This window comes from Chitinimonas naiadis, assembly GCF_054780835.1.
Genome location: NZ_BAAGVO010000004.1, coordinates 1,978,837 through 2,003,353, shown reverse-complemented (window position 1 = coordinate 2,003,353; position 24,517 = coordinate 1,978,837). Strand labels below are relative to the sequence as shown.

Sequence of the window (24,517 nt, the reverse complement as noted above, 5' to 3'; positions counted from 1 at the left end):
GGTGGGCGGGCATCATGACGACTGAACCGATCAAGCTGCCGGCCTGGGCAGAGCTGCTGCGCGAACGCTACCTGGCGGGTGAGGCTTGCGTGTTCATCCTGCACGGCAATGTGTTCGACAGCTATGCGCTGGGTGACGGATACGCAACGCTGCCCCGGGTGCTGGATGCGGTGCTGGCCAGGAAGGACAGCCTCCTGGAGCTGAGCCTCGCACAGGGCGTGCGTATCGTCCGCAGCCAGCAGACCCTGCGGACACTGGACGGCCTGCAGGAAAAGGGGCTCGGTGGTGCTCTCCAGTATCTGGAGGGGCATATGCGTGCCAGCAGCAATACCGCGGTGGTGGTGCCCTATGCGGAAACCATCTTCCCGGCAGCCGAGACACATTTTCTTTCCTTCGAGGAGAGAGCGGCGGTTTCCACCTTGCACCGCTGGTCGCTGGACGAGGTGCTGGGCAAGTCTGATTCCATCATCGTGCTGGTGGCTGAATCACTGACGGCGCTGGCCCCCTCCTTGCTCAGCAACCCGCGGGTTGTCGCCATTGATCTCGGCTTGCCGGACGAAGCGACCCGGGCGGATGCGATCGGTAAGTTCGCGCCGGGGCAGTCTGCGGCCCAGATCGCACGCATCGCGGAGCAGACGGCAGGCCTGCGCCTCGTGCAGATTGCCGGCATCGTCAGCGATGGTGGTCGTGCCGATGGGCTGGGTGAAGAGGAACGCCGCCGCTATATCACCGAGCTGCTGGGTGATGCCGCCGATGCGGCCCGACGCGCCGGTGAGTTTGCCCGCGTGACGGCGGGCATGACCAAGCAAGCCATCCAGGCCCTGATAGCGCCGACGGCGCCGGTGGATACGACGGCGGCGGACGGCGAGGTCATGGCGATCATCCGGCGCCGTAAGCGGGAAATACTGGAAAAGGAATGCTCGGGCCTGATCGAGTTCATCGAACCCAAGCATAGTCTGGAAGTGGTCGGTGGCAATGCTGCGATCAAGACCGAGCTGCTACGCGTCGCCAAGGCACTGCGCGAGGGAGATACCCGCCGCGCGCCCATGGGCCTGCTGGCAGTGGGGCCAATGGGGTCGGGCAAGACTTTCGTCATCAAGGCCTTCCTGAAGGAGGCGGGTCTTAACGGCGTCATGCTCAAGAACTTCCGTTCGCAATGGGTCGGCGCGACCGAATCCAATCTGGAGCGGGTGCTGGCCATGGTCAAGGTCATGGGCCCCGTGGCGCTGGTGATCGACGAGGGTGACCGCAGCTTCGGGTCCCGCAGCGAAGACAGCGATGGCGGCACCAGTTCCCGCGTGATCGCCCGGCTGAAGGCCTTCATGTCCGAGCCGGAAAATCGCGGCCAAGTGCTGTTCATCCTGATGACCAACCGCCCCGACAAGCTAGATATCGATATCAAGCGACCGGGTCGGCTCGATGTGAAATTACCGTTCTTCTACGCCCAGAGCGGCGAGGAGCGAGTCGAGATCGTACAGGCCCTGTTCGGCCGGCATGGCCTCACGTGGGGTGGGACGGATGCGCAGCGACTGCAATCGTGCGAGCGCCTCGAGGGCTATTCCAATGCCGACCTGGAGGCGGTCGTACTGCTCGCCGCAGCCAGTATCAGCGATGAGGGGACACTGATCGGCCCCGAGCATTTCGATCGGGCAGTGGCGGATTTCATGCCACCGCAGGACAGGAACATGGTGCGCTATATGGAGCTGCTGGCGGCGCTGGAGTGCTCGCGCCGATCCTGGTTACCCGTCCATTTGCAAGGCCTGACGACCGAGGCCATGCAGGCGCAGCTCTTGCAGCTGCAGCAAATCATTCATTGAGGAGACAGCATGATTACCGATACCACATTGCCGGTGTTTTCATCCCAGCAGGTCAAGGCGAGCTGCCTCGCCATGCTGGCGGTGGCGCGCGCCCATGGCATACATTCGGCGGAACGGGAACTGATCGAAGGTTTCTGGACTCAGGCGACACCTGGGCTGGGCAGTTTTGACGATGCCACTGCCGAGACCTTCTCGCCCGAGCTGTTCGTCGAGGCCGGACACAAGCAGCTGCTGCTGGACCTTTGCCTGGCCTGTGCGTTTGCCGATGGCCACTACAGCCAGGAAGAGAAAGACGTGATCACCGGCATCGCGGCCAGGCTGGGTTTGTCCGGCCAGGCTTTGCAGGAGCGGACTGCCGAGGTTCGGGTGGCCTTCCTGAGTAATCTGGCCCATTTGCCCGATGCCCAGTCGGTGGCGGCGCTCGCCAAGAATCTGGAGTGAGGTATGGCCAGGCGTAGTCGCGATCCGGTGGTGCATGCCATGCAGCTCAAGATTGCAGCGGCGAAGGCTTCGTGTGGCTATACCTGGCAGCAGATTTCCGTCGCCCTTGAGGCCTGCGATATCCGCTTGAGCCCGACCAACCTGATGAGCAAACAGAGCCGCTGCAGCTTCAAGGCGAAGGAGCTGATCGTGCTCCTGCGCATGCTGGAGGTGGCGGCGCTGGATTTGTCGGATGTGGAGGTGGCCGGATTGGAAAGGGCGAAAGCGCTGCTGAAGCAGGATTGATATCAGCCAAAACTGATTTGGTAGATTTCGCCGTTTCTGCGAGGTCTACGCACAAGATTCTCTATTCCCCATGGCCCATAGTCAGCCCCGGTAATGCCGCAAGGCCGGGCAACTTGCGTGGACTGCGCCAATGAGCGCAGTGCTGCAAAGCGGGTGCCCAGGTAACCATGGACTCCACAAGGGAATAGAAAATGAAACCAATCCAGCATCAGCACTGGCTGGGCGCGCTGCTATTCGCCAGCGTCGCCAGCTTTTCCCAGGTTTACGCCGATACCGCCGAGCGCAAGCTGCCCATGCCTCAGGTCAGGCAGAGTCTGCCGCCCAGCATGGAGCAGAGCCTCTATAACCTGGCCCCCAGCCACAAGCCACGTACCGACCTGCTGCCGAGCAAGGCACGTGATCCGCGCATGGCTGCGGCGACCACGCCGGGTTGCCAGGATATGAACCTGCTGGCGAGCTATAGCGGCAATGCGCTTGCCAACTACCTGGTGAGCCTGCCCGACTACGAATGCCATTACGGCCTGTTCTCGCTGAACGCAACCCAGGCCGCCAAGGTCTACAATGCGGCCAACCTGACTGCCGTCGCCAGCCGTTTCGCCCAGGAGGCCGCCGGCTATAACGCCGACAACCGCAACCTGGTCAACCTCCTGATCTACCTGCGCGCCGGCTACTACCTAGCGGATGGCGGCACCGTGGCAGCGCCGTCGCCCAGCCTGCTGACGACCTTGCGGCCGGCGATCAGACAGTTGGTGGATGGCCAGATATTGTTCCGCAGCAATACGATCGCACCCAGCACCGCCAGCGAGACCCTCAAGCTGATCACCAATCTGCATGACGAGGCCTATCACCTCGACAGCATGCGCAGCCTGGTACAGCGTTATACCAACACGACCAGCAACCCGACGGCGGCCCAGGCCTTGCTGGAACGCTCGGCGGCGGACGGCTTTACCGGTGTGCTGACGGTGTTCTTCTATGCGAACGGCCGGGCCGATGCGCAGCCCTTGCTGCAGAACGATGCCTCCTATGCCACCGCGCTCAACAACTTCGTGCAGAACAACAAGGCAACGCTGCTCGGCAGCAACGCCAGCTACCAGCTGACCGACGCGGCGCGCGAGGCATTCCGCTTCTTCAGCTTTCCGGCCCTCAAGCCGGTCGTGAAGCCGATGATCCAGAACCTGCTTGCCACCACCAGCATGACCGGTGCCGACATGGAACTGTGGCTGGCCGCCGCACAGTCGGTGAAGTACTACGACAATGCCAACTGCAGCCAGTACGGTACCTGCAACTATGAGCAGCGGCTGTCCGACATCGTGCTGCCGCTGAGCAAGACCTGTAGCAGCTCCATCCGCATCAAGGCGCAAGACATGACCGCTGCGCAACTGCAGGAAGCCTGTAATTCCCTGCAGGTCGAGGAAAGCTACGTTCACGACATGCTGCAGACCAATCGCACGCCGGTCGCCGACGACAACAATACCTCGCTGGAAGTAGTGGTGTTTGACGACTACACCAACTACAGCAAGTATGCCTCGGTGATCTACGACATCGACACCAACAACGGTGGCATGTACCTCGAAGGTAATCCGGCCACGCCGGGCAATCAGGCCCGCTTCATTGCCCATGAGGCATCCTGGTTGCGCCCGACCTTCAAGATCTGGAATCTGGAACACGAGTACGTGCACTACCTGGATGGCCGTTTCGATATGTATGGCGACTTTGGTGCCGGTACGGCCAAACCGACCGTCTGGTGGATCGAAGGCATTGCCGAGTACCTGTCGCTCAAGAACAACAACCAGGCCGGCATTGATGCGGCACGTACCGGTACCTACCGTCTCAGCCAGATCTTTGGCAACAACTACAGCATGGCCGACTACACCAACCGCGCCTATCGCTGGGGCTATATGGCAACCCGCTTCATGATGGAACGCCATCGTAGCGATGTGGATGCCATGCTGGCTCGCTTCCGCGTCGGTGACTACAACGGCTATCAGCGCGCGATGACGCAGATCGGCACGGGCTACGACAGCGAGTTCGCGAGCTGGGTACAGACGGCCGGCACCACGGGTGAGCCGCCCATGCCTGGTGGCGGCATCCTGCCGTCGTGCAACCATCCCTACTATCTGGGCAAGGGCTGCTCGATCTCCGGCTTCAGCTCATCTACCCGCAGCTACGCCTACATCATGCTGCCGGCCGGTGCACGCAACCTGAAGCTCTGGACCACGGGGGGAACGGGTGATGTGGATCTGTACCTGGGCGTGGACCGCTATCCGACAACCAGCAGCTACGATGCGGCCTCGGTGCGGACGGGCAACAATGAAAGCATCAGCATTGCCAGCCCGACCAGCGGCAAGTGGATCTATCTGTTGATGCAGGCCAAGCAGCCTTTTAGTGGCGTTGCGATCAACGCCAGCTACGATTGAAGTAGCCCTTAACGCAAGGCGGGAGCCACTGGGAACACTCGGTGGCTCTTTGCTATTGCCCCGTGACCGGATTGCTGCGAGTAAATCTGGATTGTATAAGAAATGCAATTGGCATATTTTAGAAACGAGTCGTTGATACCAACCTAGTTGAACTTGGCGCCGGACTGTTTGATGCGCCCAGGAGTTGCCCATGCTTGCAACCCATGCCCTGACCAACTATCGGCCCTATATCGTCAGCCAGATGAGCGATGTGCTGTTTGTCGAGTCGCTGTTCGAGCGTCTGCCGGACGTGGTGTTTTCCGTCAAGGACCGGGAGGGCCGCTATCTGGCCATGAGCAATGCCTGCGTGGCGCGATGTCGTTTGCGCCACAAACGGGAGGCGATAGGCCGTACTGCGCATGACCTTTTCCCGCGCCATATGGCCGAGCGCTATCAGCGGCAGGACGAGGTGGTGTTTGGCGCCGGCCGCCCCGTGGTCGATAGCCTGGACCTGACGATCTACAACGATGGGCAGAGTGGCTGGTGTCTCTCCAACAAGCAGCCTATCCACAATATGGCCGGCGAATTGCTGGGATTGGTCTGCATTTCCAAGGACCTGACGGAACCCAGCCGCGAGGGGTTGATCGACGAAGGATTCGCCCGCACTGTCGACTATATCCAGGCGCATTGCCGCCGCCAGCTCAGCATTCAGGAACTGACCGAGGTCGCAGGCCTGTCGGCAGCCCAGCTCGACCGCCGCATGAAGCGGATCTTCCATGCCAGTACCAGTGAATTTGTCCGCCGTACCCGGCTGGAGGCCGCCTTGCATGCCCTGTGCGAGACCGACCGCTCGATTGCCGATATCGCGAGCGAGGCCGGTTTCTTTGACCAGAGTGCCCTGCACCGACAGTGCCGGCAGGCGACCGGCCTGAGCCCGCGCCAGGTCAGGCTGATGCAGCGTGGTACCGAAGGCCGGGCCTAGGGCGGGATGGAGGCCGATGACGAGCCCTCCGCAGCGGCACCACGACTTTCTGGCCCGTGCCAGTAGCGGGGTCTTGTGCCGCGCCAGCGCTGAGCCTGCCAGCCGCGTTCATCCGCCGCCAGAATGACAGCCCCATCATGGTCACTGCGCCAGAACGTGGCCCCTGCAGCCCGATAGCGCGCCACGATGTCGGGCCGTGGATGATGAAAGCGGTTGAGATAGCCGACGGTGGCGATGGCGAGCCTAGGAGCGACCGCCTGGACAAAGGCGGGCGATGAAGAGCTGTTCGAGCCATGGTGGGGCAGGAGCAGTACATCCGATTTGAGCTGGGTCGCGTTGGCTATCAGCTGGTACTCCTGCGCCACACCGATATCGGCCGGGATCAGCAGGCTACCTCCCGGGCTGCTGATCCGCAGCACGCAGCTCTGGGCGTTGTCGCCTTCCTTCGTGGGTAGCGCATCGTAAGGATGCAGCATGTCGAAGCGTACGCCGTTCCATTGCCATTGCTGACCGGCGAGACAGGGTTGGCTGTGCGGCAGCGCGACACCGGCCTCCATAGCCGCCACATAGGGTGTGACGCCCAGGACATGCGTGACCGGCGTCTGCGCCAGGATGGCGGAGGCGCCGCCGGTATGGTCGTTATCGCCATGGCTCAATACCAGTACATCTAGCGTGGAGACGCCGGCTGCGCGCAGTGCGCCGGGCAGGACCCGGCCACCGCCGCCGGGCGGGCCGGTATCGAACAGCAGGCTGTGTTCACGAGTCTGCACCAATACGGCCAGGCCCTGGCCGACATCGTAAACGGTGGCCTGATACGCACCTTCGGCCAGGCCGGTCGGCAGGGGTAGTAGCAGCGGCAGCAATAGCACGCTGGCAGCGAGCTTGCCGGGCGTGCCGCGCGGCAGTAGCAGGGCCAGCACGGCAAGGCTGGCGGGTAGCATCGCCCAGGCGGCCGGAGCGGCCTGGCTCCAGACCAGGCGGCTGTCGGACAGGGGTGTCAACAACCAGAGCGTGGCCTGCAATACCCAATGCGCCAGCAATAGCAACATCCCGCTCGGGTCGAGTGCACCGGCCAGTGCCAGTGGTGTTGCCACGCTGCTGATCAGCGGAATGGCGATCGCGTTGGCGAGCGGCGAGGCCAGCGGTAGTTGCTGGAACAGGATCAGCAGCAGCGGCAAGGAACCGAGCGTGGCGGCCCATTGCACGGCGCCCCACTGCGCGATCTTGGCACGCCAGCCCAGCGCCTCGCCCTGCTGGCCGGCCAGCGCCCACAGCATGGCACCCACCGTCAGGTAGGAGAGCCAGAAGCCTGCCGACAGCACCGCCCAGGGATCGAACAGGACGGTCAGACCTAGCGCCAGCAGCCAGATGCGGGATACGGACAGTGAGCGCCCACTGAGCAAGGCACAGGCGGCGACCGCCAGCATGAAGCAGGTCCGCTGGGTCGGGATCGAGAACCCGGCCAGCAGGCTGTAGGAGATGGCGGCAAGGAGGCCGACCAGCAGGGCGGCCTTGCGGGCTGGCAGGCGCAGGGTCAGGCTGCTATTGCGGCGCCATAGCCAGCCACCCAGGCCACCCAATAACCCGGCCACCAGCGTGATATGCAGGCCGGATATCGAGACCAGATGGGTGATGCCGGTATTGCGGAACAACTGCCACTGCGGTTGGCTGATGCCGGACTGTTCACCGACGACCAGGGCGACCATGACTTCGGTGTAGGGGCGGCCGGCCAGCGATTGCCGTATATGGGCGGCGAGCCTGGCGCGCGCGGTATCGAGCAGGGTGGACGGCGCGAAGGTCCTTTCCTCCAGCAGTTGCCGGCCCTGCCTGGCGATGCTGCCGGTGGCGCCTATGCCTTCACCAAGCAGCCAGGCTTCGTAATCGGCTGCACCGGGGTTGGCGCTACCGTGAGGGCGCTTGAGCCGTACCGACAGACGCCAGCGTTGACCGCTGGCCCAGTTGCCGGCTGGCTTGGCATAGTCGCTCAGCAGCAACAGGCCCGGCACGCCGTCAGGGGCGTGTTCGACCTTCAGCCGCAGTCGCGGACCATAGTCCGATGGTTGCGGCAGGCCGACGATCACGCCTTCCACGGTCACCGGCTGCTGTTCCAGCGTCGTGGCCAGCCGGTCCGACAGCCGCAGTTCGGCCCGGCCGGCAGCATAGCCGGCACCGATTGCGGCCGCAGTCAGGGCGAGCAAGAGATGGCGTGTCCATCGCTGCCTCACATGGGCGTTTGCTGCCACGGCCAGTCCGGCTAGCGCGACGCAGGCCCACCATGCCGGCAGCTCGGCCTGATACTGCAGCCAGACGATACCGGCCACGAATGCGATAATCGCAATCCGCACCTTTCCCCCTCGGTTTTTGAGATCTTGTGGTGCTTACTCTAACTGTCTCATCGTGAATACGCTGCCCCCTTTGTTCTGTACGACTCCCGCCCGGCTCCCCTACGCCGAGGCTTTGGCACTGCGCTACGGCCTGATGCTGGTGGCTGCGCTGCCGGAACAGGGCCACGCGCTGGTGCTGGATGAAAGCCGCCTGCTGCTGCATACCCTCGGGCGCGGGGCTCCCGGGCCGGTCGGCGTGGACCTGGCGGGTGGCGCGGCGGACTGGCGGCGCAAGCATGGTGGCGGCCGGGGGCAGGGCGTCGCCAAGGCCTGCGGGCTCAAGGGCGGGGCTACGCCCAGGGTCATGGATGCGACCGCAGGGCTCGGGCGTGATGCCTTTGTACTCGCCAGCCTGGGCTGTGAGGTCGACATGCTGGAGCGCTCGCCCCTGGCGGCGGCCTTGCTGGAGGATGGTCTGCTACGAGGTCGTGAGGACGCCGGTGTCGCCGAGATTGCCGCTCGCATGCGGCTGCACCATGGTTCGGCAGTGGCAACCATGCAGGCATGGTCGGGCGAACAACCGGAGGTGATCTACCTGGACCCGATGTTTCCGGAGACGAAAACCAAGTCCGCCTTGTCCAAGAAGGAAATGCAGGCTTTCCAGCAGGTCGTTGGGCCAGACGAGGACGCCGATGTGCTGTTGGCGCCGGCCCTGGCACTGGCGCGTAGCCGGGTGGTGGTCAAGCGCCCCCGTCACGCACCGTTGCTGGCGGGGGTGAAGCCTTCCTACAGCCTTGAGGGCGAAAGCGTGCGCTTCGATTGCTATATCGCAGCGAGTTCCAGCACCGGTGGCAACTGAATGGTCTGCAGATTGGGTTCGGTCGCATCGACGGACACATAGCTGTAGACCGCTTGCATGGGATCGCATCCGGGTAGGTTGCTGCGCAATTCGGCGATCATTTTGTCTTCCAGCTCATGGCGGCGGCGGTACTGCGAACGCTTGCGCGATGGGATGTCGATCACGGCCTTGCGGGGCAGGGTGCCGAGCAGATGGAAGCTGTCGCCCAGGCGTTGGCCACCCATCTCGGTCCAGAAGCTGTCGTAATCGGCCGATACCCGCTTATTGCGGCGCATCCGCGCCTGGTAGATATGGCTGTCGTTGCTGACGGCATGGAGCTGCCTGATGCGGTAGCCACTGGTCAGCGCGTAGAGGGCGGTCAGCACGGCCTGCTTGGGGCGCAAGCCGTACATGTCCTGGGTGGCCAGCTTGACGGCTTCACGACCGAGCTCGGGGCGCGGCCCCTGGAGGCAGCCGATGTTGGCGACCCAGGCATCGTTGCAGCGATGGATGGAGAAGGAGAGGAAAGCGAGCGGTTGCTCGTTGCATTCCAGCGCCAGTAGCAGGTCACCTTCCTTGTCACATTGCTCCGTGGGGCGCAGGAGCAGGCGATAATGCTCACCGCTGTCGCCGGTCATGCAAGCCAGTTCGATGCCGCGCTGCTGGTACAGGCGCAGGACGAAGGTCCAGGGCCATTGCGCCAGCATCCAGCCGTAATGCTCGCGTAACCACTCAAGCTTTTGCTTGATGCAGACTTTCTTGCGCAGGTAGGGGCGCTGCAGCTTGAACAGCAGCCTGGGCTGGAGTTGTAACAATTGTAAGCACTGCTCGTGCCGCAAAAGGTAACTGGCCCAGCGTTGCGAGGTACGGTAGGTAAGCAGGCCGCGCAGCAGGTATTTCCAGGCGTCCATTCCGCCAAAAAGCTTGTCAGACTTGGCTAAGTGGCGGGCGGAACGAACGAGCATCATGACAGCAGGAACCAGGATTTTTGATGCGCGAATGATATAGAGAAACAGCTTAAGGCGAGCTTAAAATGTAAAAATATGTAACGAATTTACATTTATGACTCAGCGGCACCCCCCAACCATCCACCCACCGGTAACCCGCTGGCGGATGAAAAAAATCGTCATCGCCAAGAGCGGTGCACGGAGAAGACAAGATGGCTATCAGTGTTTTTGATCTGTTCAAGATCGGTATCGGCCCGTCCAGTTCGCATACGGTGGGTCCCATGCGGGCGGCACGGCAGTTCGTGCACCGTCTGGAGAAAGATGGCCTGCTGACGCAGGTCGCAAGCGTACGCGCCGAGATGTATGGCTCGCTCGGCGCCACCGGCAAGGGGCACGGTTCCGACATCGCCGTGCTGCTGGGCCTGCTGGGCGAGGAACCGCAACTGGTCGATACCGATGCCGTGCCGGGCATCATCGCCGGTGTTCGGGCGCAGAAGCGCCTCAAGATTCTGGGCGTGCACGATATTGCCTTCGACGAATCCGAACACCTGATCCTGCACAAGCGAAAATCGCTGCCCTATCATCCCAACGGCATGATCTTCCAGGCGCTGGACGCCGCCGGAACCGAGCTGTCCAAGCGGGCCTACTATTCCGTCGGTGGCGGCTTCGTGGTGGATGAGCATGCGGTCGAAGGCGGCTTCACCCCGCCCACTGCCGAGGTATTGACCCACCCGTTCAGCTCCGGAGCGGAGCTGCTGGCGCTGGCCCAGCGACACGGCAAGTCCATCAGCCAGTTGATGCTGGAGAATGAACTGGCCTGGCGTAGCGAGGCCGAGGTCCGCAGCAAGCTGCTGGAAATCTGGCACGTGATGAAGGCCTGCGTGGAGCGGGGTTGCCGTACCGAGGGCATCCTGCCCGGCGGCATGAAGGTCAAGCGTCGTGCCTATGACATGTACCGGCAACTGGCGGGCAAGCCCGAGGCGGCACTGCGTGACCCGCTGACGGTCCTGGACTGGGTCAACCTGTATGCGCTGGCGGTCAATGAAGAGAACGCCGGTGGTGGCCGGGTCGTGACGGCGCCCACCAATGGCGCGGCCGGCATCGTCCCGGCGGTACTGCACTATTACGCCAACTTCGTCCCGGGTGCGAACGAGGATGGCATCGTCCGCTTTCTGCTGACGGCCGGCGCCATCGGTATCCTGTTCAAGACCAATGCCTCGATCTCCGGCGCGGAAGTTGGTTGTCAGGGCGAGGTCGGCTCGGCTTGCTCGATGGCGGCCGGTGCGCTGGCCGAGGTACTCGGCGGCACGCCGGGCCAGGTGGAGAATGCGGCCGAGATCGGCATGGAGCACAACCTGGGCTTGACCTGTGATCCGGTTGGCGGCCTGGTGCAGGTTCCCTGCATCGAGCGCAATGCGATGGCTTCGATCAAGGCGATCAATGCGGCCCGCATGGCGCTGCGTGGTGATGGAACGCACTTTGTCTCGCTTGATCGCGTGATCAAGACCATGCGCGATACTGGCCGCGACATGCATGCCAAGTACAAGGAAACCGCACGCGGCGGTCTGGCAATCAACGTGGTCGAGGTACCGGTCAACGTGGTGGAGTGCTGATCCAGCCACGCTGTAAGCGAGCGTGCTGCTTGCATTCTGTCGCAGCGGCACGCGTACCATCGCCTGCTGCTGCGCTGCATCGCATCGTTGCCGACATCCGTGTAGTGGCTGACGACAATGCAGTCATCAACCACCGGGAGCACAACAATGTCTGAAGTCCTGCTGGCCGATGAGGCCGAACAATCGCTGAAGAATACCGCCATGCTGGCCTACGTGCTGATCGGCGTGTCCTTGTTCACCGCCTTGCCGACGGGGCTCGTCGGCGTGATCATCGCCCACATCAAACGTGATGATGCTCGCGGCACCTGGCTGCAGTCGCACTATGACTACCTGATTGCGACCTTCTGGATGTCAGTCATCGGCATGCTGGCAGGTGGCGTGCTGTGCCTGACCATCATCGGCATTCCGCTGGCCTTCCTGCTGTGGATAGGCGTGTGGATCTGGACCTTGTACCGTGTCGTGAAGGGTGGCCTGCGCCTGAACGACCTCCGGGTGATCGAGAAATAAGCGGGCGAGGACGATAGATTTGAGAGTGTTGTTGCAAAGAGTGAGTCAAGCCAGCGTGGCGGTCGATGGCCGCTGCGTTGGTCGTATCGATGCCGGTCTGCTGCTCCTGGTGGGGGCGGAGGCCGACGATGGCGATGCCGATATCGCCTGGTTGGTACAGAAGATCAGCCGTCTGCGGGTCTTTGCCGATGATGCCGGGGTGATGAATCGCTCGGTGCAGGAGGTCGGTGCAGAGGTGTTGGCCGTGAGCCAGTTCACGCTCTACGCCAGTGTCAAGAAAGGCAATCGGCCATCCTGGAGCCGGGCGGCGCCGGGTGCGATATCGCAGCCCTTGTTCGATCGTTTTGTCGACGCCATGGCTCAGGAGCTGGGCAAGCCGGTACCGACCGGCGTATTCGGTGCCGACATGCAGGTCAGCCTGGTCAATGACGGGCCGGTAACGATCTGGCTCGATTCCAGAGCGCAGGAATAATCGACAGGTCGTCACCGGACCGGGACGCAGCGCTGCGGTTGTTGCCTCCCGTCCAGTGGTGCCGATGGGCGGCTGCCCAGCAGGCACCACTGACCGCCGCATCTAGTTCCCGCTGACTGTTTCCAATACCGTCCATTTGCCCTTGTCGGCCTTGTAGACCGTGATGTCGCCGAAGCGCAGGTCGCCGCGAGCGTCATAGGCGATCTTCGGCGAACTCGCGCCGGCGTACTGCGTCTTGGCCAGGAAGGGCAGGTAGCGTGCCGGCTCGGTCGAGTTGGCGGCCTTCATGGCGTTCACCATCACCATGGTTGCATCGTAGGAATACGGGGCATAGAAGTCGGCTGCGCCGAAGCGTGCCTTGGCGCGCTGGATGACGGCGGCGCCACCGGGCGCCTTCTCGGTCGGCAGGCCGGCCAGCGAGGCGATCACGCCGTTGCCGGCATCGCCGGTCAGCTTGAGGAAGTTGTCGGTACGGGTCATTTCACCCGAAACCAGTTGGGCCTTGAGGCCGAGCCGGCGCATTTGCGTCGTCAACGGAGCCGACTGGCTGTCCGCGCCACCGTAGAAGATCGCCGCGGGCTGCTTGGCCTTGATGCTGGTCAGGATGCTGGCAAAGTCGGTGGCCTTGTCATTGGTGTACTCGCGGCTGACGATGGTGCCGCCGGCGGCCTTGGCTGCCTTCTCGAATTCATCGGCCAGGCCCTGGCCGTAGGCCGTACGGTCATCAATGATGGCGATGGTCTTCATGCCCAGCTTTTTCACTACGAAGCCCCCCATCACGCTGCCCTGCTGCGTATCGCTGGTCATTGCGCGGAAGGTGGTCTTGAAGCCCTGCGCGGTGTAGGCCGGTGCGGTGGCCATGGCGATCTGCGGAATGCCGGCATCGGAGTAGATCTTGGACGCTGGGATGGAGGTGCCGGAATTGAAATGGCCGATGATGCCGCTGACCTGGGCGTCCACGAATCGCTGGGCAACGCTGGTGGCGGCGCGTGGATCGGCCTGGTCATCCTCGGCCAGCAACTCGAATTTCACCGGCTTGCCGCCGATGACCGGCGCGGTCTTGTTGATATCGTCGAGCGCCAGCACGATGCCGGCCTTCATGTCGGCACCGTAGTGCGCCTGCGGCCCGGTGAGCGGAGCGGCAAAGCCGAGCTTGACGATCTGTGGGTCGGCTGCGTGAGCAGACAGGGCCAGGAGGCCGCTGCCCAGTGCCAGGGTAATCGGGTGGGATGCAAAGTGTGGCATGTCTTCCTCTTTTTGGTCGTAGTGGTGGTGACAAAACGATGCGCTGATGCCGCGCTGGCTCCATAGTAGGCGCTCTGGCGCCGTGTGTTATTGCCTTTGCCGCTCTCCGTCCCAAAGCCGCCACAGCCCCAGCGGATTGGCCTGCTGCAGGGCCGGTGGCAGTAGGGCATCCGGCCAGTTCTGGTAGCAGACCGGCCGGGCAAAACGCAGCATGGCCATGGTGCCAACCGAGGTGCTGCGGCTATCGGCTGCGGCGGGATAGGGGCCGCCGTGAACCATGGCATGGCTGACTTCGACGCCGGTCGGGAAGCCGCCGAACAGGACACGGCCGGCCTTGCTTGCCAGCAAAGCCGGCAGGCCGGGCCAATCGACCAGCTCAGCGGGCTCGGCATGCAATGTTAGGGTGAGTTGCCCCTCGAGCTGGCTCACCACAGCCAGCAGTTCCGCCGCGGAGGCACAACGTACCAGCAAGGTGGCGGGACCGAAGATCTCGTGCGCCGAGGCAGGTTCCGCCAGCAGGTGGAAGGCATCGGTTTCCAGCAGGGTAGGGCCGCTGCGGCCTTCCGCCGGTGTCTGCCCCAGCAACTGCACCACGCCGGGCTGCTGTGCCAGGGTGGCGATACCGTCGTGGAAGGCGGCGGCGATCCCATGGCTGAGCATGGGGGCGGAGGGTACGAGGGCGAGCTTGGCGATCAGGCGGTCGCGCAGGCGGGCATAGCCTTCGCCGTCGATGGCCAGTACCAGGCCAGGACAGGTGCAGAACTGGCCATTACCGAGCGTGACCGAGGCGGCGAGGCCATCGGCGATCTGCTCGGCGGTACGGGCCAGTGCCTGCGGCAGGACCAGCAGTGGATTGACGCTCCCCATCTCGGCGTAGACCGGTATGGGCTGAGGGCGGGCCGCCGCGAGATCCATCAGCGCGCGGCCGGCACGCAAGGAGCCGGTAAAGCCAACCGCCCGTATGCCCGGGTGACGGACCAGCGCCTGGCCGACACCGATGCCGTCGTCGAACAGCAGCGAGAACACGCCCTCGGGCAGGTCGAGTGCGCGGGCCGCGTCGACAATGGCATGGCCGACCAGCTCGCTGGTGGCCGGGTGGGCGGGGTGCGCCTTGACCACGACCGGGCAGCCGGCGGCGAGTGCGGAAGCGGTATCGCCGCCGGCGACCGAGAAGGCGAGCGGAAAGTTGCTGGCGCCGAACACGGCGACAGGCCCCAGTGGCTGCAACATGGCGGCCAGCGCCGGCCTGGGTTGCGGCAACCGTGTGGGTTGGGCGCTATCGAATCGGGCATCGACCCAGCTACCCTCTTCGGCTTGCGTGGCGAACAGCCGCAACTGACCGGTGGTACGCACCAGTTCGCCGCGTATACGGGCCTCCGGCAGGCCGGTCTCCTGCGGGACCAGCCAAGCCAGGGTGTCGGCCAATGCTTCGAGCCGCTCGGCGATGCCACGCAGGAAGGCGCCATGCAGGGCCCCGCCAAGCGCGGCATAGCGGGGGGCGGCCCGCTCCGCCAGCAAAACGGCGCGCTCGACATCGTCCTGGCTGGCACGGTGAAAGAGTGGTGTCAGGCGCAGACCGGTGGCCGGATCACGCGCCTGGAAGGTAGCGCTGCCAGCCATCGCCGGTTCGCCGCCGATCAGGGACAGGCCCTGCAGCATGGCGGTGCTCATAGCGCAGGCCGGTGGGCCAGGGCGTGGCTGATGATGGCCTCGGCCTCAGCCAGTTCGGTGCCTTCGAGCGCCAGCCGCGGCGGACGGACCCGTTGATGGCAGATGCCCCGTTTCTCCTGCACCAGTTTGATCAGTTGCACGAACTTGGGCACGGTATCGAGCCGTAACAGCGGCAGGAACCAGGCGTAGAGCGCAGCGGCTTCCTCGTGGCGGCCGGCGCGGGCAAGCTCGAACAGGCGGACCGACTCTTCGGGTAGCGCATCGACCAGGCCGGCGATCCAGAACTCGGCACCGGCAGCGACCCCTTCGAGCAAGGCATCGTCGACACCCACGCCCAGTTGCAGGCGATTGTCGGCGAGGGCCTTGATGGCGGTGATGCGGCGGACATCGGTGGAGGATTCCTTGACGGCCTTGACGTTCTCGAACTCGTTGGCCAGTTCGAGGATCTGTTCCGGCGTAAAGTCGGTCCGGTACGCGACCGGATTGTTGTAGATGATGCAGGGCAGCCGGGTGGCGGTGATGACGGCAGTCAGGTGGGCTTTCATCTCGCGCCAGTCGGTCGAATACAGATAGGGCGGCAGGACCATGAGGCCGCGGGCACCGTGGGACTGCGCCGCCCTGGCGAGGCGCACGGCTTCGTCTGTCGAGAGGGCAGCGATACCGGGGATGACCGGCACGTCCACGGCTCGGGCGCAGGTATCGATCAGGGCGACCTTTTCCTCGAAGCTCAGCGTTGCACCTTCGCCCAGCGAGCCACAGGGCACGATGCCGCTACAACCGGCACCGACCAGCCATTGCACGGTGCGGGTCACATTGTCGTGGTCGATGCTCAGATCGGCGTTGAAAGGGGTGGTGATGGCGGGCATGACGCCCTGGAAGTTCACGGTCATGACGGCGAGGCCTCGGCGTGGGTTGGACAGATGCCCGGCTGGAGCAGACTGCCCAGCCGAACGGGTTGGATAGGGGGACGGCTGCCCTCTGGCGACCAGCCGTACAAGGTTTCGCAGGCGGCACCGCAGATGCGGCCCTGGCAGGGGCCCATGCCGCAGCGCGTCTGCAGCTTGGCCTCGCGCCAGTTGTCGTAGGCGCGCAGGCGGCCGTGGCTCACATCCTCGCAGCGGCATACCAGCGTGTTGTCCTGCGGTAGCGTGGTGATGGTGGGTCGCAGGCTGAAATGCCGGGACAGCAGGGCGGCAAACCCCAGTTGCTGCTGCCGCGCGGGGATCAGCGCCCTTGCCGCGTCGAGCGCGCCGCTGGCCGCCAGCCCTGCCAGGCGGCCTTCCAGCATGGCTTTGTCGACGCCACCGATGCCGGTGGCCTCACCCGCGGCGTAAACGTGGGGGACGCTGGTCTGCAGCAGCTCATTCACCAGCGCCGCGCCTTCCGCGAGTTCGCAACCCAGTGCCGCCAGCAGTTCGGTATTGGGTAGCAGGCCATAGCCCACACCCAGCCAGTCGCAGGCCAGCTCCACCTGTTTGCTGCCAACTTGCAGGCGGACCTGCTGCAGGCGTTGCGAGCCCGTCGCGGCGATGACATGGCTGCTGGGCTTATAGCGGCCGCCACGCAGGGTTCCGGCAAATCCGAATGCCTGTCGCAGCTTGGCCGGATAGCTACGCAGACCCCAGGCGAAGCCCGCCAGGCTGGCGGCGTCGGCCTGCTCGGCAATCAGGAGCAGCTCGGCGCCGGCCGCACGCAGGGTCTGTCCGGTAGCGAGCAGCAGCGGGCCGCTGCCGGCCAGGACCACCCGCTTGCCGGCGATGGCCATGCCGCCCTTGACCAGTGCTTGCAGGCCGCCCGCACCGCACACGCCGGGCAGGGTCCAACCAGGGAAAGGCAGCAGCTGTTCGCGGGCGCCGGTAGCGAGGATCAGCTTGCCGTAGCGCAGGCTCAGCGCACGGTCGGCTTGTTCGAGCAGGAGCAGGCCGGATCCGGGTGCGGCGACGACGCGACACTGGCTCAGTAACCTGACCTGGCTTTGTGCCAGCGCGGTGAAGCTGGTCCGGGCGGTGTCGGGAGCGACGGCCGGCCCGCCTCGCCAGATCTGCCCGCCAGGGCGTGGGTTGTCGTCGATCAGGCAGACATGGGCACCCTGTGCGGCGGCCGCGATGGCGGCGGCCATGCCAGCCGGTCCTGCGCCGACGATGGCGATATCGGTCTGCAGGTCAGTCTTCACGGCGGACCTCCATACCATCGCGCACCAGCAACTGGCAGGCGCGTTGATGCGGGCGGCCGTCGACCGTAGTCCGGCATTCGAAGCACACCCCCATGCCGCAGAGTGCCGCCCTGGTCTGCCCGTTGACCGAGCGGCGACCGGGCATGCCGGCCATCACGGCGGCGAGCGTGCTATCGGCCGGTGCGAGGCAGGGCACACCGTCTATGGTCAGGCGGACTTTCATGCGCTGGGCTCGAGCATCGATGTTTCCACCGGGGCGTGGCAGGCCGCAAAGCGACCCGGATCGTAGGGGCGCGGATCGAGCGTGGTGACCTCGCCGCAGAGCTGTTGCGCCAGGAGCTCGCCGCTGGCGAGGGCGGTGGTGATGCCCAGTCCTTCATGGCCTGTTGCCAGCCAGAGCCGGGGTCGGCCCGGGACCTGTCCCAGCAGCGGGAGCTTGTCGGGCGTGGAGGGCCGAAAGCCGCTCCAGGCGCGGATGGCCTGCATGTCGCGCAGGCCGGGCAGGTAGTCGAACGCGCGGGCCAGCATGGCCTGCATCAGGGGCCAGGCGATGGCGGGGTCGGTATCGTGATACTGACGGGAAGAACCGATCAGCAACTGGCCGGTTGCGCGGGGCTGCACGTTGAAGGCGACCGAGTCGGCCTCGCCGCTGTGGGCTGAACGTACATAGCCCAGCTCGACCAGTTGGTGCCGGATGGTGGCGGGATAGCGCTCGGTGATCAGCAACTGGCCTTTGCGGGGTTTGAGCGGCAGACCGGGCAGCAGGGCGGCGGAGCCATTGCCCGCCGCGATTACGATGCGGTCGGCTTGGAGTCGGCGGCCGTCGGCCAGTACGACATGGCCATCGGCCCCGAGCGACTGCACGGGGCTATGGCGATGCAGGCGCGCGCCGTAGCTTTGCGCCTGGGCAAGCAGCCAGGCACTCGCCACCGGTGGGTAGAGCACGGCGTCGCCGCGGACCCTGAGGGCACCGGCCAGGCCGGATGTCAGGGCGGGTTCCAGCTGCCGCAGTTCGGCGGCCCCGACCAGACTGCTGGCCAGGCCATGCTGCTGATAGACCGTCTGCTTGCGCTCGGCTTCGGCCATTTCGGCGTCGTCGCGCGCCAGCCAGAGCGTGCCGCAGGCACGGTACTCGGCATGGCTGGGAAGCAGGTGGCTGCAAGCTTGCCAACGTTGCAATCCGTCGCGGCAGAGTGCGAGTTCGGCAGGGTTGTCATCGAGCACCACCAGGTGGCCCATCCCGGCCGCCGTGGTGCCGGCTGCCGGGATGCCGGCTTCGAGCACCTGTACCGACAGGCCGCGGCGGGCGCAGCTTTCTGCCACCGCACTGCCGATGATGCCGGCACCGATGATCAATATCTCGCTGCCGTTCTTCACAGCCGGATGCCCCAGACGAAGGGGTCGGCGGGGTCGAGCAGCAGGGTGGATTCGGCGGTGATATGGGCTGTACCGGCGATGCGCGGATAGAGCTGTGCGTCATGCTGCTCGAACGAGCCCTCGAAGACGCTGCCGATCACGCTTTCCTGACGCCAGGTCTGGCCTGCAGCCAGCTTGCCGTCGGCGGCAAGGCAGGCGAGCTTGGCGCTGGTGCCGGTACCGCAAGGCGAGCGGTCATAAGCGAGGCCGGGGCAGAGCACGAAGTTGCGGGAGTCAGCCACATCGCTGGGGCCGAACAGTTCGATATGGTCGATCTCGGCACCGTCCGTACCGGTAATGCCGTGCGTGGCCAGGGCCGCGCGGATGCGGCTGCTGCAATCGGTCAGGTGCGCAATATTGTCGGCGGCGATACGCTGGCCGTGATCGTTGACCAGGAAGAACCAGTTGCCACCCCAGGCGATGTCGCCATGGACCAGGCCATAGCCCTCGACCTCGACGGCCACCTGGCGCGCCAGGCGAAAGCTGGCCACATTGCGCAGGCTGACCCGGTGGGCGCCCTCGAGCGTAGCCTCGATCACCCCGACCGGGGTCTCGATGCGGTGGGTGCCCGGGCCGATGCGGCCGAGGTGGGCCAGCGTGACCATCAGGCCGATGGTGCCGTGGCCGCACATACCCAGCGTGCCGACATTGTTGAAGAAGATCACGCCGGCGACGCAGCCGGGCTCTCTCGGCTCGCACAGCAGGGCGCCGACAAAAGGGTCGGCGCCGCGAGGTTCATTGACGATGGCGGAACGGAAATGATCGAACTCGGCACTGAAGCGGCTGCGACGCTCCGCCAGCGTGCCGTGACCGAGTTGCGGACCACCGCTGATCACGACGCGGGTTGGCTCGCCACCGGTGTGGGAGTCGATAATCTGGATGCGATGCATGGGCGGCCCCTGGCATAAGGTCAGCCTGGGCTTGCCGCCCAAGCAGGAATGCCGTCATGCTAGTTTTGGAGACCGGTGGCGATCTTGTGCGATCCGCGCATGAAACAGGCCACTTTGAGCAAAACACGGGAAAACCGGATGGATGCAACCTTGAAGGCCTGGCGTGACGACTTTGTCGCCCGCCTGGCGCAGCCGCTATTTGTCGAAACCCTGTTCGATCACATGCCCGACATGGTGTTCTCGGTGAAGGATCGCAGCGGCCGCTATATCTGCATGAGCGAGGCCTGCGCCGACCGCTGTGGCCTGGGACACAAGCGCGAGGCGATCGGCAAGACGGCGCACGAGCTGTGGCCGCCCCATATGGCGGACCGCTATGCCGAACAGGACGAGCTGTTGTTCCGCACCGGTCACCCGGTGCTCGATAACCTGGACCTGACCTTGTTCAACAACCGCGAACCGGGTTGGTGCCTGAGCAACAAGACGCCCTTGTTCGACGCACACGGCCAGGTGATCGGCCTTGCCTGCCTGTCGCGCGACCTGATCGAACCCAGCCATGCCGGCATCGTGGATGCGCGCATGGCGGAAGCGGTGGACCTGATGCTGGCGCAGTACGCCGAACCCCTGCGGGTGGAGCGGCTCGCCGAACTGGCCGGTATCTCGCCAGCCCAGTTCGAGCGGCGCATGAAGAAGATATTCCAGCTCAGCGCGGGGCAGTTCCTGACCAAGACCCGTATCGACGCCGCAACCCGCAGCCTGGCCGAGAGCGACGCACCGATCTCGGATATTGCGCTAGCGTGCGGGTACTGCGACCAGAGCGCCTTGTCCAAGCAGTTCCGACAGTTGACCGGTATGACGCCCAGGGACTACCGGCAGTGGGTAAGACGGCCTTGATTGGGCGATAGAGGGGGAAGGCGATGCGCTACGGGCGCCTTGCCGCCTCGGCTTCCCGTATTCAAACCGCACACCGCGTGGAGATCGCGGCGATAGCCGCTACAGCACGGTTACCAGACCCAAAACCAGAGCGACCATCCACCATCGACCATGAGGCAGGCTGCGAGCACGGTCAGCCACGCGACGCTACGGCGCGCAGTGGACGGCGTGTGCTGGCCCGCCACCTGCCAAGCCAGGTACAGCGACCATAGCGTGGCGGCGATCAGCAGGACGGCGCGGGTGGGCGAGACCCAGCTTACCGAGAGCTGCTCACCCTTGAGCAGGCTGACGGTCGTGGCCGACAGACCGAGGAAGACACCGACACCGGCCAGCGGCACCAGCGCCAGCGCCAGGTGGTTGAAGCCCTTCATGCCGGCTCGCAGCACGCGACTGGCCTGCGCCAGCAGGCCGGCGAGGGCGCCACCGACCAGCAGCATGCTGCCGAGCATATAGGCCAGCAGCAAGGCACCATCCAGCCAGGAAAAAACGTCATTGTTATCCGGGTAGTGGGTCAGCAGCCACCAGGGTGCATTGCTCTCCAGGGGCCAGTAGATGTCCCGGTTCACCAGCCACTCGGCGATGGCTTGCTTGCTGGCGATCAGCCAGGGGCTGGCCGACCATTCAAAGGCGCCCATGGCAAGACCGACCATGCCGAAGATCAGCAGGATGCTTTGCCACAGGCTGCCGTCGCGTTGGCCGCGCTGCAGGATCTCGGCGTTGGGGGAGCGGGCTTCCAGCTGGATGGCGTCACGATGGCCGCTGCAACGGCCACAGCTGTGGCAGTCGCTGGCGCTGTCGAGCCCGCGCAGCGGGAGCAGGGGGGCACAATTGACGGCGGCCACGCGGCCGTGGCCCATGCTGGCGTGCCAGGCGGCTTCGTCTGCCTTGAAGTGGACCGGCGCCAGCTTGGCCAGCAGACCGAATACGCCGTTGACCGGGCACATATAGCGGCACCAGACCCGCTTTTCGCGGGCGTACAACAGGCCGATGACCACGGCGCCGACCGTGGAGCCACCCAGTACCAGCAAGACGGCCTGCGGGTACTGATAGACGCTGACCAACTGGCCGTAGATGGTGGTGAGGGCGAAGGCGACAAAGGGCCAGCCACCCCAGCGCAACCAGCGAGGTATCGGACGGTTCAGCGACCAGCGGCTGGCGAATTCGGTCAATGCCCCTTCCGGGCACAGTACGCCACACCAGACGCGGCCCATCGCCACCATGCTCAGCAGCACGAAGGGCCACCACAACCCCCAGAAGGCGAACTGCGCCAGCACGGTCAGGTTGTTCCAGACGCGCGCCGTCTCGTCCGGCAGCGGTTCGAAGACCGGGGCGATCAGCAGGAAGGCGTAGGCCAGCACCACCAGCCACTGCAGGGCAAGGATGGCACGGCGATGGGTGCGCATCATCCCACCCAGGCGGGCCAGCTTGCCGGGGGGGCGACGGGAGTGGAACTGGATGGTGGAACTATGCATGGCGTTGGCTAGCAGTAGCGCCACCGCAGGGATGAGCCTGCGATGACGGTCAAACGGTGGCGGGCTTGCCGAGGGAGGGGCGGGACAGGCGGTTCAGCGCCCATTGCACCACGACCCAGTACGCGGCCAGGGCCAGCACCATGGTCAAGGCCGGGCGAGCCCGGTAACCGGTCAGGGCAGCGATCAAGCCGCCGACAGGACCGCCGTCGTCCAGCAGCCAGGTGCTGTTCCAGACCGGATCGACCAGACCGGACAGCCAGCCAAATGAGATCATGCGCTCCACGCTACCGACCAGCAGGGCGCCGGCCAGGAAGAGCAGCATCAGCTCCGAGAAGCGGAAGAAGGCGCGCCAGGAGAAGAGTCGGCCGCCCAGCTGCAACAGACCGAAGGTACCAAGCGCCAGGACAAAGCCGGCCAGTGCCGACAAGGCAAAGGGCAAGACCTGGCCACCTTGCTGGGCGGAGCCCAGGCCCCACAGGAAGATCACCGTCTCGCTGCCTTCGCGGGCGATGGCCAGCGCGACCAGGGCCAGCATGCCCCACCAGTTGGCGTTGCGGGCGTTGTGCGCCATGCCGGATTCCAGATCATGCTTGAGTGTGCGGCCATGCTTGCGCATCCAGAACACCATCTGCACGATCAGCGCGGCGGCGATCGACATCATGCCAAGCTGGAAATAGTCTTGCTGCTCGCCTTCGAAAAATTCGGCGAAGCCGAGGATGGCAGCGCCCAGGCCGCAGGCGGCCAGCACCCCGACACCGACACCGGCCCACAGATAGCGCTTGCCCTGGGCGGCCTCGGGATGGTTGCGCAGCCAGGCATAGAGGATGCCGACGATCAGCAATGCTTCGACGCTTTCACGCCAGACGATGAACAGGACTTCTCCCATCATGGTGCGATTTCCTTGAACTGAACCAACGGTGTTACTTGACGATCAACACACCACGACCGGTCTGCTGGTGGTAGTCGTCGTAGAAGTCATAGGTGCCGGGCGAGGGTGAGCGGATCACCACCACCGACTTGGCGCCCGGCGCCAGCACCTTCTCCTTGCGCAGCGAGTTGCTCTCGAACTCGATGGGCGTGTTGCCGGCATTGGTGATCTCGATACGGATCAGCTTGCCTGCCGGCGCGACCAAAGTGCTGGGCGTGAACTTCCCATCCTTCGCCACCAACTGCAGTGTGAATTCCTCTGCCGCAAAAGCAGAAAAGCTGGCGACCGCCAATGCGGCCAGAGCAAGGCGTACAAACATCCGGTTCTCCATCACCAGAGACGTCTCTCTGGCAGAAGTCTTAAAGTCGTATTGCGCAAATGGGGGAAATGCACCCCATCGAAGTCACTGACGAGCGTCAGCGAGGCACCCTCGCGGCGGCGAGGGCGGGGGGGCGAGGATATGAAAGCGAAAGCGCGCTTGCACATCAACTGCGGCTTAACACCCGGCTATGCCGGATGCTGAGTTGCCGCGTGGGCTCGCCACCCCGCTGGATCGGGTTCAGTACCCGCCCTTTTTCCCCGTACCCGCATAGGTGAATTCGTAGTTGGTCTCGATCGGCTTGAACCAGGGGCCTACGCCGGTTTCCTTGTCGACGTGGCGGCCGAAATGGGCGTGCTCATTGGCGGTCGGCGGCAGGATGGTGAGCTTGAGCTTGTACTTGCCCGGGCCTTGCAGCTTGACGTTGTCGCCGTAGTGCGGACCATCGCTGGCCACCATGGCCATCAGATCGCCGGACTGCTTGTTGCCGCCTACCTTCTGCAGTTCGTACTTGACGACCAGGTAGGGCATCCAGTCTCCCTCGGCAAAGCCGGTAGGGTTGTTCTTGACGGCGTGGATGTCGGCTTCCAGGTGGATGTCGGACTTGGTGGCGTCCAGCATCATGCCGGCTGGTTCCATCTTTACTGGCTGCAGGTAGACCGCGCCGATTTCCATGCCACCGGCGATGGTGGGCTTGCCCAGCGGGGTTTCTGCGGCAAAGGCAAACAAGGGGGTGACCAGGCTGGCGATCAGCAGGGGGCGGACGAGACGACGCATGTGGACTCCATGGAGGTGGGCTTGAACGTAGCGGACGGGCCGTTGCGCAGCGTGAGCGGCAACCGGCGGTTTTG

The 24,517-nt window shown here is 64.6% G+C and carries 23 protein-coding genes; 10 read left to right on the top strand and 13 right to left on the bottom strand.

Going from position 1 to position 24,517, the window contains the following annotated elements:
- The first annotated feature begins 14 nt into the window (after positions 1–14).
- The 5 genes from ACYVHK_RS15700 to ACYVHK_RS15680 all read left to right on the top strand — a co-directional run bounded on the left by ACYVHK_RS15700 (position 15) and on the right by ACYVHK_RS15680 (position 5,921).
- Complete coding sequence (locus ACYVHK_RS15700) at positions 15–1,817, top strand: ATP-binding protein (RefSeq protein ID WP_460533956.1); 1,803 nt, start codon at positions 15–17, stop codon at positions 1,815–1,817.
- A 9-nt stretch (positions 1,818–1,826) separates the two neighbouring features.
- Positions 1,827–2,258 (top strand): TerB family tellurite resistance protein, encoded by a 432-nt coding sequence (locus ACYVHK_RS15695; RefSeq protein ID WP_460533954.1) that lies wholly within the window; start codon positions 1,827–1,829, stop codon positions 2,256–2,258.
- 3 nt (positions 2,259–2,261) lie between these two features.
- Positions 2,262–2,543 (top strand): DUF6471 domain-containing protein, encoded by a 282-nt coding sequence (locus ACYVHK_RS15690; RefSeq protein WP_460533952.1) that lies wholly within the window; start codon positions 2,262–2,264, stop codon positions 2,541–2,543.
- A 191-nt stretch (positions 2,544–2,734) separates the two neighbouring features.
- Complete coding sequence (locus ACYVHK_RS15685; protein ID WP_460533950.1) at positions 2,735–4,960, top strand: M9 family metallopeptidase; 2,226 nt, start codon at positions 2,735–2,737, stop codon at positions 4,958–4,960.
- Between the two features lie 190 nt (positions 4,961–5,150).
- Complete coding sequence (locus tag ACYVHK_RS15680) at positions 5,151–5,921, top strand: PAS domain-containing protein (protein WP_460533948.1); 771 nt, start codon at positions 5,151–5,153, stop codon at positions 5,919–5,921.
- Here ACYVHK_RS15680 and ACYVHK_RS15675 read toward each other — a convergent pair.
- On the bottom strand, positions 5,918–8,266 hold the full coding sequence (locus tag ACYVHK_RS15675; protein ID WP_460533946.1) for a ComEC/Rec2 family competence protein: 2,349 nt from the start codon (positions 8,264–8,266) through the stop codon (positions 5,918–5,920). The two genes, ACYVHK_RS15680 and ACYVHK_RS15675, sit on opposite strands and share 4 nt — an antisense overlap.
- Before the next feature lie 52 nt (positions 8,267–8,318).
- On the opposite strand from ACYVHK_RS15675, the gene ACYVHK_RS15670 reads away from it, so the two are divergent.
- Positions 8,319–9,104 carry a class I SAM-dependent methyltransferase gene (locus ACYVHK_RS15670; RefSeq protein ID WP_460533944.1) on the top strand — a complete coding sequence of 262 codons (786 nt, stop codon included), beginning with the start codon at positions 8,319–8,321 and terminating at the stop codon, positions 9,102–9,104.
- Here ACYVHK_RS15670 and ACYVHK_RS15665 read toward each other — a convergent pair.
- On the bottom strand, positions 9,068–10,051 hold the full coding sequence (locus ACYVHK_RS15665; RefSeq protein ID WP_460533942.1) for a VirK/YbjX family protein: 984 nt from the start codon (positions 10,049–10,051) through the stop codon (positions 9,068–9,070). The two genes, ACYVHK_RS15670 and ACYVHK_RS15665, sit on opposite strands and share 37 nt — an antisense overlap.
- A gap of 191 nt (positions 10,052–10,242) precedes the next feature.
- On the opposite strand from ACYVHK_RS15665, the gene ACYVHK_RS15660 reads away from it, so the two are divergent.
- From ACYVHK_RS15660 to dtd, 3 genes are all read left to right on the top strand, one after another.
- Positions 10,243–11,643 carry an L-serine ammonia-lyase gene (locus tag ACYVHK_RS15660; RefSeq protein WP_460533940.1) on the top strand — a complete coding sequence of 467 codons (1,401 nt, stop codon included), beginning with the start codon at positions 10,243–10,245 and terminating at the stop codon, positions 11,641–11,643.
- A 147-nt stretch (positions 11,644–11,790) separates the two neighbouring features.
- Complete coding sequence (locus ACYVHK_RS15655) at positions 11,791–12,150, top strand: DUF4870 family protein (RefSeq protein ID WP_460533938.1); 360 nt, start codon at positions 11,791–11,793, stop codon at positions 12,148–12,150.
- A gap of 19 nt (positions 12,151–12,169) precedes the next feature.
- Positions 12,170–12,622 carry a D-aminoacyl-tRNA deacylase gene (dtd, locus tag ACYVHK_RS15650; protein WP_460533936.1) on the top strand — a complete coding sequence of 151 codons (453 nt, stop codon included), beginning with the start codon at positions 12,170–12,172 and terminating at the stop codon, positions 12,620–12,622.
- Positions 12,623–12,724: 102 nt separating this feature from the next.
- Here dtd and ACYVHK_RS15645 read toward each other — a convergent pair whose 3' ends face one another.
- From ACYVHK_RS15645 to ACYVHK_RS15615, 7 genes are all read right to left on the bottom strand, one after another.
- Entirely contained in the window at positions 12,725–13,867 is a 1,143-nt protein-coding gene (locus ACYVHK_RS15645) for a branched-chain amino acid ABC transporter substrate-binding protein (protein ID WP_460533934.1), read from the bottom strand.
- Positions 13,868–13,954: 87 nt separating this feature from the next.
- On the bottom strand, positions 13,955–15,538 hold the full coding sequence (locus tag ACYVHK_RS15640; protein WP_460533932.1) for an aldehyde dehydrogenase (NADP(+)): 1,584 nt from the start codon (positions 15,536–15,538) through the stop codon (positions 13,955–13,957).
- Entirely contained in the window at positions 15,535–16,428 is an 894-nt protein-coding gene (locus ACYVHK_RS15635) for a dihydrodipicolinate synthase family protein (RefSeq protein WP_460533930.1), read from the bottom strand. Before ACYVHK_RS15635 ends, ACYVHK_RS15640 begins: the two co-directional genes overlap by 4 nt.
- Positions 16,425–17,711 (bottom strand): FAD-dependent oxidoreductase, encoded by a 1,287-nt coding sequence (locus ACYVHK_RS15630; protein WP_460533928.1) that lies wholly within the window; start codon positions 17,709–17,711, stop codon positions 16,425–16,427. The genes ACYVHK_RS15635 and ACYVHK_RS15630 overlap by 4 nt, the downstream gene beginning before the upstream one ends.
- A complete protein-coding gene (locus ACYVHK_RS15625; RefSeq protein ID WP_460533926.1) occupies positions 17,701–17,934 on the bottom strand; it encodes a (2Fe-2S)-binding protein in 234 nt (77 codons plus the stop codon). The genes ACYVHK_RS15630 and ACYVHK_RS15625 overlap by 11 nt, the downstream gene beginning before the upstream one ends.
- A complete protein-coding gene (locus tag ACYVHK_RS15620; RefSeq protein WP_460533924.1) occupies positions 17,931–19,088 on the bottom strand; it encodes an NAD(P)/FAD-dependent oxidoreductase in 1,158 nt (385 codons plus the stop codon). The genes ACYVHK_RS15625 and ACYVHK_RS15620 overlap by 4 nt, the downstream gene beginning before the upstream one ends.
- The gene (locus ACYVHK_RS15615) at positions 19,085–20,017 is read right to left on the bottom strand and encodes a proline racemase family protein (protein WP_460533922.1); all 933 of its coding nucleotides are present in this window, start codon (positions 20,015–20,017) and stop codon (positions 19,085–19,087) included. Before ACYVHK_RS15615 ends, ACYVHK_RS15620 begins: the two co-directional genes overlap by 4 nt.
- A 99-nt stretch (positions 20,018–20,116) precedes the next feature.
- Here ACYVHK_RS15615 and ACYVHK_RS15610 point away from each other — a divergent pair, with 99 nt between their 5' ends.
- Positions 20,117–20,908, top strand: coding sequence for a helix-turn-helix domain-containing protein (locus ACYVHK_RS15610; RefSeq protein ID WP_460533920.1), 792 nt, complete (start codon positions 20,117–20,119; stop codon positions 20,906–20,908).
- Positions 20,909–21,018: 110 nt separating this feature from the next.
- Here the strand turns inward: ACYVHK_RS15610 and ACYVHK_RS15605 are convergent, their stop codons facing one another.
- From ACYVHK_RS15605 to ACYVHK_RS15590, 4 genes are all read right to left on the bottom strand, one after another.
- Positions 21,019–22,419: a 4Fe-4S binding protein gene (locus tag ACYVHK_RS15605; RefSeq protein ID WP_460533918.1), complete on the bottom strand. Its 1,401-nt coding sequence runs from the start codon at positions 22,417–22,419 to the stop codon at positions 21,019–21,021.
- Between the two features lie 49 nt (positions 22,420–22,468).
- Positions 22,469–23,308 (bottom strand): FTR1 family iron permease, encoded by an 840-nt coding sequence (locus tag ACYVHK_RS15600; RefSeq protein ID WP_460533916.1) that lies wholly within the window; start codon positions 23,306–23,308, stop codon positions 22,469–22,471.
- A 31-nt stretch (positions 23,309–23,339) separates the two neighbouring features.
- Positions 23,340–23,666: a cupredoxin domain-containing protein gene (locus tag ACYVHK_RS15595; protein WP_460533914.1), complete on the bottom strand. Its 327-nt coding sequence runs from the start codon at positions 23,664–23,666 to the stop codon at positions 23,340–23,342.
- A gap of 240 nt (positions 23,667–23,906) precedes the next feature.
- Positions 23,907–24,443 (bottom strand): iron transporter, encoded by a 537-nt coding sequence (locus tag ACYVHK_RS15590; RefSeq protein WP_460533912.1) that lies wholly within the window; start codon positions 24,441–24,443, stop codon positions 23,907–23,909.
- Between the last annotated feature and the right edge of the window lie 74 nt (positions 24,444–24,517).

Coding starts and splice junctions, on each gene's coding strand:
- ACYVHK_RS15590 (WP_460533912.1), bottom strand. CDS start 24,443: ATGCGTCGTCTCGTCCGCCCCCTGCTGATCGCCAGCCTGGTCACCCCC.
- ACYVHK_RS15625 (WP_460533926.1), bottom strand. CDS start 17,934: ATGAAAGTCCGCCTGACCATAGACGGTGTGCCCTGCCTCGCACCGGCC.
- ACYVHK_RS15700 (WP_460533956.1), top strand. CDS start 15: ATGACGACTGAACCGATCAAGCTGCCGGCCTGGGCAGAGCTGCTGCGC.
- ACYVHK_RS15690 (WP_460533952.1), top strand. CDS start 2,262: ATGGCCAGGCGTAGTCGCGATCCGGTGGTGCATGCCATGCAGCTCAAG.
- ACYVHK_RS15695 (WP_460533954.1), top strand. CDS start 1,827: ATGATTACCGATACCACATTGCCGGTGTTTTCATCCCAGCAGGTCAAG.
- ACYVHK_RS15660 (WP_460533940.1), top strand. CDS start 10,243: ATGGCTATCAGTGTTTTTGATCTGTTCAAGATCGGTATCGGCCCGTCC.
- ACYVHK_RS15635 (WP_460533930.1), bottom strand. CDS start 16,428: ATGACCGTGAACTTCCAGGGCGTCATGCCCGCCATCACCACCCCTTTC.
- ACYVHK_RS15685 (WP_460533950.1), top strand. CDS start 2,735: ATGAAACCAATCCAGCATCAGCACTGGCTGGGCGCGCTGCTATTCGCC.
- ACYVHK_RS15605 (WP_460533918.1), bottom strand. CDS start 22,419: ATGCATAGTTCCACCATCCAGTTCCACTCCCGTCGCCCCCCCGGCAAG.
- ACYVHK_RS15645 (WP_460533934.1), bottom strand. CDS start 13,867: ATGCCACACTTTGCATCCCACCCGATTACCCTGGCACTGGGCAGCGGC.
- ACYVHK_RS15595 (WP_460533914.1), bottom strand. CDS start 23,666: ATGTTTGTACGCCTTGCTCTGGCCGCATTGGCGGTCGCCAGCTTTTCT.
- ACYVHK_RS15655 (WP_460533938.1), top strand. CDS start 11,791: ATGTCTGAAGTCCTGCTGGCCGATGAGGCCGAACAATCGCTGAAGAAT.
- ACYVHK_RS15680 (WP_460533948.1), top strand. CDS start 5,151: ATGCTTGCAACCCATGCCCTGACCAACTATCGGCCCTATATCGTCAGC.
- ACYVHK_RS15600 (WP_460533916.1), bottom strand. CDS start 23,308: ATGATGGGAGAAGTCCTGTTCATCGTCTGGCGTGAAAGCGTCGAAGCA.
- ACYVHK_RS15615 (WP_460533922.1), bottom strand. CDS start 20,017: ATGCATCGCATCCAGATTATCGACTCCCACACCGGTGGCGAGCCAACC.
- ACYVHK_RS15640 (WP_460533932.1), bottom strand. CDS start 15,538: ATGAGCACCGCCATGCTGCAGGGCCTGTCCCTGATCGGCGGCGAACCG.
- ACYVHK_RS15610 (WP_460533920.1), top strand. CDS start 20,117: ATGAAACAGGCCACTTTGAGCAAAACACGGGAAAACCGGATGGATGCA.
- ACYVHK_RS15665 (WP_460533942.1), bottom strand. CDS start 10,051: ATGATGCTCGTTCGTTCCGCCCGCCACTTAGCCAAGTCTGACAAGCTT.